8 protein-coding genes are annotated in these 13002 nt (G+C 52.0%); 3 read left to right on the plus strand and 5 right to left on the minus strand.

The window, feature by feature from the left end; translation table 11 throughout:
* Nucleotides 1–302 precede the first annotated feature (302 nt).
* Complete coding sequence (locus tag D3P07_RS02370) at nucleotides 303–4043, plus strand: non-ribosomal peptide synthetase (RefSeq protein WP_119798469.1); 3741 nt, start codon at nucleotides 303–305, stop codon at nucleotides 4041–4043.
* An 82-nt stretch (nucleotides 4044–4125) separates the two neighbouring features.
* Here the strand turns inward: D3P07_RS02370 and D3P07_RS02375 are convergent, their stop codons facing one another.
* The 5 genes from D3P07_RS02375 to D3P07_RS02395 form a co-directional block, all read right to left on the minus strand.
* The gene (locus D3P07_RS02375; RefSeq protein WP_119798470.1) at nucleotides 4126–5199 is read right to left on the minus strand and encodes a cysteine peptidase family C39 domain-containing protein; all 1074 of its coding nucleotides are present in this window, start codon (nucleotides 5197–5199) and stop codon (nucleotides 4126–4128) included.
* Between the two features lie 600 nt (nucleotides 5200–5799).
* A complete protein-coding gene (locus D3P07_RS02380) occupies nucleotides 5800–6663 on the minus strand; it encodes a DegV family protein (RefSeq protein WP_259391302.1) in 864 nt (287 codons plus the stop codon).
* Between the two features lie 139 nt (nucleotides 6664–6802).
* Nucleotides 6803–8146 (minus strand): DUF445 domain-containing protein, encoded by a 1344-nt coding sequence (locus D3P07_RS02385; protein WP_119798471.1) that lies wholly within the window; start codon nucleotides 8144–8146, stop codon nucleotides 6803–6805.
* A gap of 1 nt (nucleotide 8147) precedes the next feature.
* On the minus strand, nucleotides 8148–9437 hold the full coding sequence (locus D3P07_RS02390) for a DUF445 domain-containing protein (RefSeq protein ID WP_119798472.1): 1290 nt from the start codon (nucleotides 9435–9437) through the stop codon (nucleotides 8148–8150).
* Between the two features lie 159 nt (nucleotides 9438–9596).
* Entirely contained in the window at nucleotides 9597–10595 is a 999-nt protein-coding gene (locus tag D3P07_RS02395) for a peptidoglycan-binding domain-containing protein (RefSeq protein WP_119798473.1), read from the minus strand.
* A gap of 208 nt (nucleotides 10596–10803) precedes the next feature.
* Here D3P07_RS02395 and D3P07_RS02400 point away from each other — a divergent pair, with 208 nt between their 5' ends.
* Both D3P07_RS02400 and D3P07_RS02405 read left to right on the plus strand, forming a co-directional pair.
* Nucleotides 10804–11490, plus strand: coding sequence for a response regulator transcription factor (locus D3P07_RS02400; RefSeq protein WP_119798474.1), 687 nt, complete (start codon nucleotides 10804–10806; stop codon nucleotides 11488–11490).
* Entirely contained in the window at nucleotides 11487–12995 is a 1509-nt protein-coding gene (locus D3P07_RS02405; protein WP_119798475.1) for a sensor histidine kinase, read from the plus strand. Before D3P07_RS02400 ends, D3P07_RS02405 begins: the two co-directional genes overlap by 4 nt.
* Nucleotides 12996–13002 lie beyond the last annotated feature (7 nt).

A 13002-nucleotide genomic window follows, 5' to 3' on the forward strand; every position in this document is an offset into this window, starting at 1 on the left:
TGAAGTGTGTTGTTCTTCTGCCGTTTTTTTCTCTTCATCATATATAACTCACTTTTTTCTATTGAACAATGTTTCTAGACATTGTACATTAGTAGTAATCTGGAAATGATTAGTTGATTAATCCAATTACAACGCAATTCACCTCAGTCACAATCTTTCCTTACTGTAATCCCCTTTCATGACTTGTATTCGAACAATCACCGTACCTCTCTTGCTGCGTTTCGACATCAAACATCCTTTTTCCCATTATGGTCATACAAACGTTTCTTCAAGTATGGATAAACTCAGGGGGCTAATCGAACATGCCAAACCAAACGATGGAAAGCTACTGGCTTCAGGAGCTTGAAGAGCCGTTGCCAAAACTGGAGCTGCCATATGACAAGTTGCCGGAAAAGATTCGATCTGAAAAAGGCAGTGCAGTTGCAACAAATGTGGGAAGCGAGAGAATGGAGCGTGTAGAAGCGTATATGCTGCAGCAACATACGGATAAGCAGACCTTGCTTTTGTCCTGCCAATTCGCATTGCTGCACAAGCTGACCGGCGACCGTGACATTATTATTGGTATCGAGTCTGAGATAGATCCTCATTCGAACGAATCGCTGCCGAATCGGTTCGGGCTTCCCATACGGATCAGCTTGCATGAGGGAATAAGCTTCTCCGCCTTGCTGCGGCAAGTGGAGGAAAAATGCTCACTTGGACTTCGAAACAGCCGGTTTCTGTATGAGGAGCTTGCATCCAAGTTCGATCTCAAGCAATCGGGCCTGGAGAACGCGCTGTATGCGACCATGTTCCGATATATAGATGCTTCCTTCTCCCGACATACCGCTGGTGACGCTTCTTTGCCGCTAGTATTGCAATGCCGCATGGATGATTATGATGCTGAACTGCAACTTTTATATGATCCTTCCTTATTTCGGGCGGTGACGATCGAGGCTTATATGCGTTACTACTTGCATATTGTAGATCAGGTGCTGGACGAACCTCAGTTAGAGTTGGCTTCAATCGCTTTGCTCACTGAACAAGAAATTGAAGAATCGCTGCTAGCTACCTCTGTTCTACAAGCGCGCAACGATACGGATCGTCTCATGGCGCATGAGCAATTCGAGCGGCAAGCTTCTCTTACCCCTGAGGCTCCAGCCTTGATATTTGAACAAAAAACGATGACCTACCAGGAGCTGAATGCCCGTGCGAACAGACTTGCTCGTACGCTTCGGACTGGCGGGGTGACACCCGATGGAATCGTGGTGATCATTGCCCATCGTTCTCCCGATTTGCTTATTGGCATATTAGCCGTGCTGAAGGCAGGCGCTGCTTATTTGGCGATTGACCCGACCTTTCCGGAGGATAGAAAGCAATTCATGCTGGGGGACAGCGGCTGCCGTTTCTTACTTGTGCAGCGGGAGCTTAAAGGGGATATAGACGCAGAAAAGATCTGGCATCTGGACGAGGAATCCAACTATGATGAGGATGACCGCGATCTTGAGCCTGTCTCTGGTATGGATAATTTGGCATATATCATCTACACCTCCGGTTCGACCGGACGGCCAAAAGGCATCATGATTGAGCACCGCGGACTTGTACATTTTTTTGCCGGGTTCGCGGCTGAGCTGCCGCTACTGAAGGGTCAACGCATCTTGGGACTTGCGACAGTGTCCTTTGACATCTTTATAGTAGAAACCTTATTGCCCCTCTCGCTCGGCATGACGATCGTGCTGGCTAGCGAAGAGGAGAAGAACGACCCTTCCCGTCTGTCGGTTCTGCTGACAAAGGAACAAGTCGATGTCTTGCAGCTGACCCCGTCCCGCTACAAATGGTGGTCAGCGCAAAGCGGGGCCACCGAAGCTTTCAGCCGTTTAACCCTGCTTATGATTGGCGCAGAGCCGCTAACCCCATCGATCTGGCGATCGCTAAAGGCTTGTTTATCCCCTTCCGCCCGCCTATTCAACCTATACGGCCCGACAGAGACGACTGTATGGGCATCTGCACAAGAGGTTACAGAGGAGCAGCATCCCATTACCATTGGCCGCGGCCTAACGGGAACGCCACTCCTCGTCATGAACGCCGATGGACAACTGCAACCGGACGGTGTGCCGGGTGAGCTTTACATTGGCGGGCCGGGACTTGGCCGAGGGTATATGAATCGTCCTGACCTGACGGAGGCTGCCTTTGTCCGCCATCGTTATCGCAAGGGAGAGAAGCTATACCGTACCGGGGATATCGTACGCAAGCTTCAGAATGGCGATTTCTTATATATTGGACGACGGGATTTTCAAGTGAAAATACGCGGCTTCCGCATTGAAATGGGCGAAATTGAGCAAGTGCTGCTTCGTTATCCGGGCATTCACGAAGCCGTCCTTCACACTGTGCCGATTGCCGGACAGGATGAACTGGCGCTCTGCGCCTATATCGTGGCGGAGGAACAGCCGGACGCAGCCAAGCTGCGACAATATCTGGCCAGTCAGCTTCCGGCCTATTTGATTCCTTCCTATACCATGAGTCTGGAAGCTATTCCGCTCACCCCTACCGGGAAGGTGGATCGCAAGTCGCTGCCTGATCCGACTAAGCATTCCACAGGCATACTTCAAGACTTCACAGCTGGCGGTGAACATGACAACGAACCGCATAATGAGCAGGAGGGCATATTGTTTGCGGTATGGGAGAAGCTTTTGGGTCACCGTGCCTTCCATCGGAACCAGCCTTTTTTTGACTCGGGCGGCAGCTCCATTATGATCATTCGGGTATGCAGCCAATTGGAGCAAGAAGGCTGGAAGCTGAAGGTCGAAGACATGTTCCGGCATCAGACGATTGCCAGCATCGCTCCTCTCATGAAACGAACGGCTTCGGAGCATCAGGAGTGGAGTCTGTTCTCAGGCACGATTGAAGGAAAGGTGGAGTTCATTCGAGGGCAGCAAGCGTATCTGGCGAAAGCATGCTCCAGCTCTAGCGGAAGAGTATATGACTATAGCATCGTCTACTGTCCTGAAGGTTTTGACGAGAGAATGCTGACGCTTGCTCTAGGACGCGTGATGGAAAGGCACGACGCACTTCGCATCGGTTATTTTCCGAAAGGCGATGAAGTCATTCAATATAATCAAGGGATGTTCGCGCCACTATTCAAGTTCGAGCAAAGCGAGCTGCCGAAGGATCAGCCGATTATCTCTTATATGGAGCAAATGATGGAAGAAGCTGATCGCCGGAGGAGCAGATTTTCCGATTGGCGTCTTGAGGCGCATTGGTGCAAGGGAGATGCGGGAGATTATTTGGCCCTCATGGGTGATCCGCTTGTGATGGATGCCTTTTCCTGGAACATTCTATTGGAGGATTTAGGATCGGCCTACCAACAGGCCGTAGCTTCAACAGATATTCGCCTCCCTGCCAAAACAAACTCGTTCCAGCTTTATGCCCAATTAATGAAGGAGCAGGAAGCCAAACGTGGCGGACAGCCTCAGATTGACAGGATGAACCAAACAACGATGCATAGATACACCGTCAGTCTCGGAGCGAATATGTCGGAGTTGCTCCTGTCCTCCATCAGCGATGAAAACGACGAATGGTTTGTGGAAAATATATTGGCGCATACCTTGCTTCAAGCCATCGCCGAAGAGTGGCGTGATGAGCAAGCGCACATTAGGCTGGATGCCCGAACTATAAACCTGCCGGGGCTGAATTACAGCCGGACAATCGGCAGAATGGATCAGACATTGACGGTTGCGCTGAACCAATATGCATTTGAACCGGATCGGCCAGTCCAGGAATTTGGCATTGCAGATGATACACAGTCCGTGGAAGACGGCATAATCGCGTCCCCTACACGTCTCCTCGTTCGAATGGATAAGCTGGCAGCTTCTATGTCAGGGTTGGAAATGATTTGTCATTACCGTCAGCCCACAGGCTTTTATGAAATCGAAGGCTCCTTCGGTAAGTTCGAGTCGGAGCTATATGTAGCGTTCGACTATGCCAATAGCGAGGATTCGGCTACAATAAGACTCCTTGCGGACAGAGTGCTTGGACTGGTGCAGGACGTTGCCAGCTGGTATAAGTAAGCCGAAGATAGGCCAAAAGCCGCCTGTTCAATCATACAGGCGGCTTTCAGTGTTAAGCGTCACGTTAAAGTAGATAGTTACATTATGCTGGCAGGAGCAGTTCCGTATGCCGCTTTAGTTGATCCATCAGCTTGGGGATCAGCTCTAGCTCCATATCCCGCATGCGCTCCAAATTATGCTTGATGTGCTCATGCACCTGCGGGATTCCCTTCACGACATGCTCGGCATAGAGGTTGCGAGAATGATGGGCCAGCTCCTCCAGCTCAAGGAATTCAAGAAGCAAGCCTTCGTCTTGCGGAAATTTGTTTTCTTTTTGCAAGTAGGCGACGCGGTTTCTTAGCATTTTCTTATGCTCCCAGAGCAGATGAAGCTGCCGGGGCGGGTTCGCCCGCACGAGGGACTCGGGATGATGGTCTAAGATGTAGAAATGCTCGATCAAGTGGTCATAGCAGGCGATCCCGAAGGCCAGAAATTCTTTATCAGGCGAGAAGTAGCGATTCTGATCATTGTTGCTGCTTTCGGAACGCAAGTATTCCCCTAGCTGCTCGTAGATTAAGCGGATATTCAAGGAGTAGACAAAGTGAGGCAGCAGCGTAAAGAAATAGTTATGTTGGTCGTAGATGGCGTTGTTTTTCAAGTAGTTGTCGATGGAGTGGAAAGCCTGCTCCAGTTCATCAAAGGTGGTTTCGTGATAGCCTAGCAGCAAGTCTTTGCCGAACCCATAGGTGTGGTAGATTTGGCGATCTTCGTCATAGCCGTAGACAAGCACATGATGGGGAAACGGGTAGGCGTGGTACGCGGTGGTGTAGGAGATATGATATTCATCGAGAAATAATACGGGATAGACGCCCTCCTGAATCTTCTTGGTCAAGAAGGGATGAAGCTTCTCCTTGAAAATCTCATAAAGCATAGGTGTATCAATCGTGCTGGATAATAGGAAGGGATTGTGATTAAGCTCGTTATTCCCTCCTCGATAAAAATCGAAAAACAATTCTTGCTTGTCCTCCAGATAGTACTTGTTACAGCATACTTGGATAAAGTTGCTGTAAAACCAAGGATTGAAGTTCGGCATCGAGCTTGTGATGCTAAGGGTGTACGCCCAACTCAACAGCCCATACAATGGCGGATGGACAATCGGAAGCACATGCTTGGCCAACGTGAAGAACCCCCTGTTCAATAGGATAAATAATAGCGTGGTATATAGTTTATGATTTTTTAAATTGATTCCTTGATATTATATCAATTTTCTGCACTTTTTGTAATAAATTAAACGAAAATGCAACGAAAAGAATCATAACAGCTAATGCTTCCATGTCAGCTCAACATCGAATATCGTCCCCTTACGTTGTTGCCAGACGGGATCGCAGTCCACTAGTAAGACTTTCATCCTGCCTCCTTTCACACTCATTCTTCCGCTGCTTCCACGACACACCTTTTACGGTCTTCCAACTGTTTTCACCTTATATTCCAAATGGATTATTTACGACAAAAAGACACATACCCGTTAAAGTAGTGTCTTGTCCTGACAGTATGTTCGATAGGACAACTTGGCCGACATTGCACTCGTGCAGAAGACGGTGGCTTTGCTGCAGGAAGAGTTCCCCATATCGTTCGATCAGATTCTGTTTTACTTTCATCATTATCCTGTAAGTACATACAAATGATCACCAGCATACCCTGGAATCACCTCTTCCAAACTCTTTCACTTTGATATTCAAATAAAAAAAGAACCGTACAACAGTACGGTTCTAAATACCTACTTCCGCAAATAACTAATCGCCACCGTCTTAGGCCCAGTATGCGAACAAATCGTACATCCGCCCTCGATCATAATAACCTCTTTAACCGACGTATGCTCCAGCAAGTAATTGCGCATATATTCAGCCGCCTTCTCAGCTACAGTCTGAGCAATAACGACTACATTCTGATCAATAGATTCAATATTCTCTACTATATTATGCATGACGCCCTCTAGCGCCTTTTGCGTCTTGCCCCGGTATTTTCTCGTGGATAGAATAAGACCCTGCTTAATGCCAAGCACAGGCCGGATATTTAATAGGCTGCCGATCATGTTCTGAATGCTGGATACGCGTCCGCCCTTGTGCAAGTAGTCCAGTCGGTCGATCAGGATGTCGATCTCGACGCGGTCGCGGTGCGACTCAAGATGTGCGACCACCGTGTCCATATCCTTCCCCTGCTCCAACAGGCGAGCAGCCATAATGACCAGCATAGCGGTGCTTGCGGACAAGTGGGTGGAATCGACGAGCGTGATCCGCCCCTCGGGGAAATCATTCATGGCAATTCTGGCATTCTGGTATGTGGAAGACACTTTGGCAGACATGCTGATAAACAACACTGAATCTCCCGCGTCGATAGCGTCTTGAAATGCTTGCGTGAAATCATCCGGCGAAGGCGCCGCCGTACGAGGCAATACCCCGTTTTCCTCCACCCGCCGGTAGATCTCCTCAGTCGTTATATCAATTCCGTCACGAAAGACTTCCTCGTTAAAAATAATATAAAGAGGTACGATTGTAATGTTATACCTCTCTATCCATTCTTGCGGCAAATCCGACACGCTATCTGCGAATAATCTAATGTTGTTCAGGCCAGCTTCCTCCATTCGATAGTCTATCTATCACTATATAGTATAAACGATTTAATTTTATGGAGAGCCAATTCTTTTCAGGGTAATGTGTCCATTCCGCGAAAAAAAAAAGCCCATACCGCCAAGCGGTACAGACTTTCCCTCCAGTACTTTCCTAAAATAGATACTCCAGCAAAGGTCCATAGATCCCATGCAGGAACACGAAGATAAGCGCCCCCACCCCGGCTCCGATAAAAGCGCCGTTCAACCGAATACGCTGAAGATCCGTTTCGACCTTGCTTTCGATAAATTCTACCAGCCGCTCCTCGGTAAAACCCTCCAGCGTCTTGCGTGCAATACGCCCGATCAAGGCATGCTCCTGCTCCATGATGCCGTTGATGAATTGCTTCAAGTAGCGATCGAGCTGAGCTTTGGTCTCCTCATCCGCCTTGAACGCCTCCCAATACGCGCCGATCAGCTCCGACAGCCAGTTTTTCACATCGTCCACATGAAGCTGGCGCTCTTCCGCCGCGAGATACTTCAGCTCGCTGCCCGCAAGCAGCATGCCTCTCATGCTGTCCAGCAGCGCATGGATGGAAGGTTGAAGCGACAGCTCATCCAGCAGCTCAAGCTTCCAGGTCTCAATCGTCGCTGCCATATCCTCGCTTGTCTCCAGCTTCTCGGCAAGATCCATCAGCCGGACCTCTACCAGCACGCGAAGCTCATGCTTCGGATCCCTCAAGTCGTTCATAAACGATTGCAGATCATTATATAGCGTATTTGCAGCATCATCCAGATTAAGGGCATCAGCCGCTTCTGCGAAATCGACCAGCTTGCGCTTAAGCCACTTGGTGAAGGAGCCGCCTTCGGAGACGAAGTTGTCCTTTTCCTTCACCAGCATGGAGCGAATCGCTTTTTTCGTATCCTCACTAGCCACCCGCTTCGCCGCATAATCGACGACCTGGCCCATCCACTTCTGAAAATCGCTGTTCACCAGCAGCCAGCGAAGCCCTCTCCCGCCATAACGGGACAAATCCATGCCTCGAAGCGATCCCCGAACATATCCATCCAGCTTACCCGCCAGCTTCTCGGTATCCGTTCCCTTCAGCCAGGAAACCAACAGCTCCCAGCCTTTCTCGGCAATACCCATGCCGCCGCTGCCTTTACGATCCACCCAGCCGATGATGGCATCCACGATGCTGTAGGCCATCAGCTTATCTTTGATCATGCTTTTGCTGAGTAATTGTTCCTCCACCATCGCCGCAACGCCTTCGACCAGCTTCGTCCGATTGCGCGGAATGATCGCCGTATGCGGAACCCAGCGCATGCCTAGCGGATGACGGAACAACACGGTTACTGCAAACAGATCGGCCAGCGCGCCTACCAATCCCGCTTCCGCGGAATACAGCAGCAGCTTGGACCACCATCTGCCGGGATACCAGTACGTCAGGGCAGCCGCTCCGATGAATAATACAGCCAGCAGCAGCAAGCTTAGGTTAGCTTTGCGTCTCATCGTCATGTCATCGACCCCTGATCCAGAACGTGAGCAGATAGAGAATGAGGCCGACCAGCCCGCCTACAATCATCCCGTTCAGCCGAATATATTGCAGATCCTTGCCTGCTTTTTCCTTGATCAATTCAATAAGCTCATCCTCTGAAAAAGAATCCAGCTTCTCTCTCACTATACGCCCGATAAGTGCATGCTTATCCTCAATCCAGCCGAGCAACAGCGACTTGACGCCCGTGTCGAGAGCTTGCTGAAGGTCGTTTCGCGTTTTTAATTGCTCCAGCCCCTTGTCGATCTCTTGGCGCAACCAGCCAAGCGGAGATGCCTGAGGCGCTCCCTCTTCTTGAGCAGCGGCCATGAGTGCTGCCCGCGCCTTCTCGATACGGGCCTTCAGCAGCTCCTCCAGCGGGACATTCTGCTGAATCTTGACCAGAATGTTCAGCTTCCCGGCCTCAATGCTCTGGCGAAGCGCTTCATCCTCACGAAGCCTGCGTACGAACTCGGCAAGAAACAGCTTAAAGCTCTGGCGCTGCGGATGATCCTCTGCAGCGAACTGTTCGATAAATGCGGCCAGCCAATCCTGAACCTTCACGCTTATAGCGGGTGCATTCAAGCCCGCTGTGAAGTCGACCAGTCTGCGGCGCAGCTTCTCGCCTTCATAAGAGCGGATCGCAGATTCGGCGAATTGCTCAATCAGCGCCCGGAACGGCTCAGACTTCACGAGCTGCACCAGTGGCTGAACGACAAAAGCGATGATTTTATCATCATAGCCATTGCGAATTGTCCATTCCCCTACGTCCGCCAGCACATCGGATACCTGCAAGGAGCCGGCATGGTCATAGGCGAATCGCTCAATACCTCCGGCCAACTGGGCCGGCTCGACCTTCTCCAGCAGATCGCCTGCCAGCTTGCCAGCGAATTGCTGCACCTCTTCGCTCCCGCCGCTCTCGGACAAGTAGCGGACAAGCACGGCGCCAAGATCATGCTCCGCAAGCGTAGCCTTAATCGATGCAACCGTCAGCAGCTCCTTTTCCACCATGTCGACAAGCTCGCCAATCAGCCGCTCTTTATTACGGGAAATAATATGAGTGCCCATCCATTTCGGCCACTTGATCCGCAGAGGATCACCGAATAATGCGCTAATTGCAAAAGAATCTGCCAGTCCGCCAATCGTCCCAGCGCTGAATATGGCGAATAACAGCCCTCCCGCAAACGTGTGCTGGAAGGGGAACGCCGCCAGGATGCCTACGCCCGATAAAATCAAAATGGCGTTGGCTTGTTTTTTCACGCTCCAATTGTTCATCTCGTTGCTCCATTTCGCTTGCTAGAATACGGTAATGATAGTTTAACCTTTTTTGGGTCGCCCATCCACTCGCCTCTAGTCGCGTTCATGGGAAATAGCCGCCCCGGCCGGCAGTCTCCATATGGAGAACCGAACGAGACGGCTTATATCGTTTACCTGTTATTGCTGGCTGCGCGGCTGGCTGTCGATCTTGCCGCTTGGCGGAACTTTGCCGCCTGGAGTCGTTTTGCCCGCTCCGCCGCCGCCAACATTGCCGCCTGGCGCTTTGCCTGCTCCGCCGCCGCCAACATTGCCGCCTGGCGCTTTGCCTGCTCCGCCACCGCCAACATTGCCGCCTGGCGCTTTGCCTGCTCCGCCTCCGCCGACGTTGCCGCCTGGCGCTTTGCCTGCTCCGCCTCCGCCGACGTTGCCGCCTGGTGCTTTGCCTGCTCCGCCTCCGCCGATGTTGCCGCCTTTGCCTTTGCCTTCACCACCGCCGATATTGCCGCCTTTGCCTTCGCCGACACCGCCAACGTTGCCGCCTTTGCCTGCTCCGCCGCCAATACCGCCTTTGCCTTCACCACCGCCGATGCCGCCTTTGCCGCCGTCGATACCGGCACCGCCGCCAGCGCCGCCACCAGCTCCGCCGCCTGCGCCGCCACCAGCTCCGCCGCCTGCACCGCCACCAGCTCCGCCGCCTGCACCGCCACCAGCTCCGCCGCCTGCACCGCCACCAGCTCCGCCGCCTGCGCCGCCACCAGCTCCGCCGCCTGCGCCTGCACCAGCTTTGCCGCCTTGTGCTTTGCTCTTCGCATGAGCTTTCGCTTTGCCTGCTGCGCCTTTAGCCGTCGAGTATGAATAGCTAATGGATTGCAGCGTTTTTACATCCACTGAACCTGTTACAGCCAGACCATGCGTTTTTTGATAATATTTGACGCCGCGGACCGTTGCAGGGCCATAGTAGCCATCGATAGGACCACTATAGCTGCCGATCGACTTGAGCATGCCTTGAATGACATAGACATCAGGTCCTTTCGCACGTTTGCCTACAGCAAGAGAGGTATTCGGCAAGCTGAACATCAGCGCAAGCGTAATGATTGCCACGCTTAAGTATTTGGCCGAGCGCCACCCCGCGCCCACTTTCTTTTTTGTATAAGATTCAACTTGCTTATCCTTCATTCGTTTGCACCTTCCTTTTGTCAGCCTGGATTGGATTGTTGCTACCACCGTTACTATCCCCAAAAATCGCATTTCATTTCATCCAAATGAAAAAAAATCCGCAAGCTGAAAATTTGCTGAATTTCGCCCTATTTTGGCTGCAATGTGTTGGATATTAACATGCTTACGCTCATAATAGAGGGACAAGTGATCAAGTGGAGGACAACGGATGCGAACGCTTAATGGAATCAAAATTCTCGTTGTAGATGACGAGGCGGCTATCGTGCAATTTTTGGAAATGGGACTGGCGAATGAAGGGGCGCAGATCGCAACAGCCGAAGACGGCCGAAGCGCGCTTCAAGCTTCGGGCGAATTCCAGCCGCATGTCGTCATATTGGATGTCATGATGCCGGATATGGATGGATTTGCGGTGTGCCGGGAACTCAAGCAAGCGGGATCGCAAGTGGCGGTCATAATGTTAACCGCCAAGGATGAGGTGGAGGATCGCGTCTATGGCTTGTCGCTGGGGGCGGACGACTACTTGATCAAGCCATTCAGCTTCGAGGAGCTGCTGGCGCGGATTCACGCCAGATTGCGCAATCAATTTCCCAATCTGCTTGGCGAAGTGACCTACGGCCCCTTCCGGATCGATGATAAGCGCAAAGAATTTCGTTACCGGGAGGAAGCTGTGGAATTGTCGCCCACGGAATATGAGCTTCTAAAATATATTGTGATGAATCATGGCGTTGTGCTGAGCAAATCGCTGATTTTGGAGAAGGTTTGGGGCTATGATTTTGGCGGGGAGCAAAATATCGTCGAGGTCTACATCCGTTCCCTTCGCGACAAGCTCGGCGACAAGGACCACCGCTTAATCCGCACGCAACGCGGCGCTGGATATCGGATGGACTTGCCATGAGAGAGCATATCGGCATCTTCCGCCGCATACTTCGGCCCGGTTCGCTTCGGCTCCAGCTTCTTGTCCGATCCTTGCTAGTGCTGGCAGCCTTGTTCGTGCTAATCGGTACTCTGCAATTCCTGTTCATGAGAGATTTCCTATACCGCAACAAAGCAGAGGCGCTGAACGCACAGCTCATGTCGCTGCCGCCCGATCTATACCGGCCGGGCGTCAAGGAGCCGGGCATCCGCCATCCCGGCAGAGTGCGGCCGGATTCTCCCTTATTATTTCAGCCTGGATTTTCTTTAATCTTTATTGAGGAATCGGGGGAAGCGCAGCCGGTAACCGAAGACGGCAGCATCGATCGGAAGGAAACACCGCTGCTTGACATCGAGGGGTACCATGAGATCCGTAAGAAGCTTCAAGCCGGAGAACGTTCCGATTATCAGCTCATCACGTCAGACAATGGAAAACAATATATGGCCGTATTCCGTATGGCAGCCCGCCCCGGCGACAGAGGCAGCATGCTGCAAGCCGCCGTTGAGACGGAATCGCTGCGCAATCAGCTGCTTACACAGGTCGCTATCTTCGCCGCGCTTGCCGCAGCGGCTCTGATCGCGGGACTGCTACTGTATTTGCCATTGCTGAGAAGAACGCTGCATCCGCTCTCCAAGATCGTTCGGGCAGCAGAACTGACAGATGCAGGAAGCCTGGACACGCGGCTGCCGGAGCGGCAAGGACAATCCGAGATCGACTCCTTGTCCGAAGCGTTCAACAGCATGCTTGTGCGCCTCGATGCCGCATTCGCGCAAGAACGCGCGACTAATGAACGAATGAGACGTTTTATCGCAGACGCGTCCCATGAGCTGAAGACGCCGTTAACTTCCCTCCACGGATTCATCGAGGTGCTGCTAAGAGGGGCGGCTGCGGATAAGGAGCAGCTTATGCGCGCGCTCGCCAGCATGAAGACGGAATCGGTGAGAGTCAACAAGCTGGTGGAGGACTTGCTTCAGCTGGTCAGGCTTGAGCAGCCCGCACCGCTCAAGCTGGAAGCGGCACGACTCGATCTGCTGCTGGAAGAGATGGAGCCCCAGCTCGCCCTGTTGGCCGGTAATCGGCGCTACGTTGTACAAGCCACTACCAAAGTCACGGCACTCATTCACCGGGACAAGCTTAAGCAGGTTGTGCTGAACCTCTTCCATAATGCCGTTCAGCATACCGATGCCGAGACCGGAGTTATCGAGGTCATTCTGAGCGACAGCGGCGATACCGCTCGCCTCGAAGTTCGGGATAACGGCTCCGGCATTGCTCCCGGTCATCTCCCGTATGTTTTCGAGCGCTTCTATCGGGGGGATGAGTCCCGCTCGCGCGCGCGAGGCGGAACCGGACTCGGTCTAGCGATTACGCAATCAATTGTTGAGGCCCATCACGGGCATATTGAGGTGGTTAGCGGAATTGGCGTGGGGACTTCGTTTCTTATCACACTTCCCTTGAATGACGATCAACCTCTAGGCCCGCATCAATAAGTGTTCA

This window comes from Paenibacillus sp. 1011MAR3C5 (assembly GCF_003591485.1).
Lineage (GTDB): Bacteria > Bacillota > Bacilli > Paenibacillales > Paenibacillaceae > Pristimantibacillus.

Excerpts from the sequence above, each read along its gene's own strand:
- D3P07_RS02370 (WP_119798469.1), top strand. The coding sequence starts at position 303 with ATGCCAAACCAAACGATGGAAAGCTACTGGCTTCAGGAGCTTGAAGAG.
- D3P07_RS02380 (WP_259391302.1), bottom strand. The coding sequence starts at position 6,663 with ATGGAGGAAGCTGGCCTGAACAACATTAGATTATTCGCAGATAGCGTG.
- D3P07_RS02385 (WP_119798471.1), bottom strand. The coding sequence starts at position 8,146 with ATGACGATGAGACGCAAAGCTAACCTAAGCTTGCTGCTGCTGGCTGTA.
- D3P07_RS02390 (WP_119798472.1), bottom strand. The coding sequence starts at position 9,437 with ATGAACAATTGGAGCGTGAAAAAACAAGCCAACGCCATTTTGATTTTA.
- D3P07_RS02395 (WP_119798473.1), bottom strand. The coding sequence starts at position 10,595 with ATGAAGGATAAGCAAGTTGAATCTTATACAAAAAAGAAAGTGGGCGCG.
- D3P07_RS02400 (WP_119798474.1), top strand. The coding sequence starts at position 10,804 with ATGCGAACGCTTAATGGAATCAAAATTCTCGTTGTAGATGACGAGGCG.
- D3P07_RS02405 (WP_119798475.1), top strand. The coding sequence starts at position 11,487 with ATGAGAGAGCATATCGGCATCTTCCGCCGCATACTTCGGCCCGGTTCG.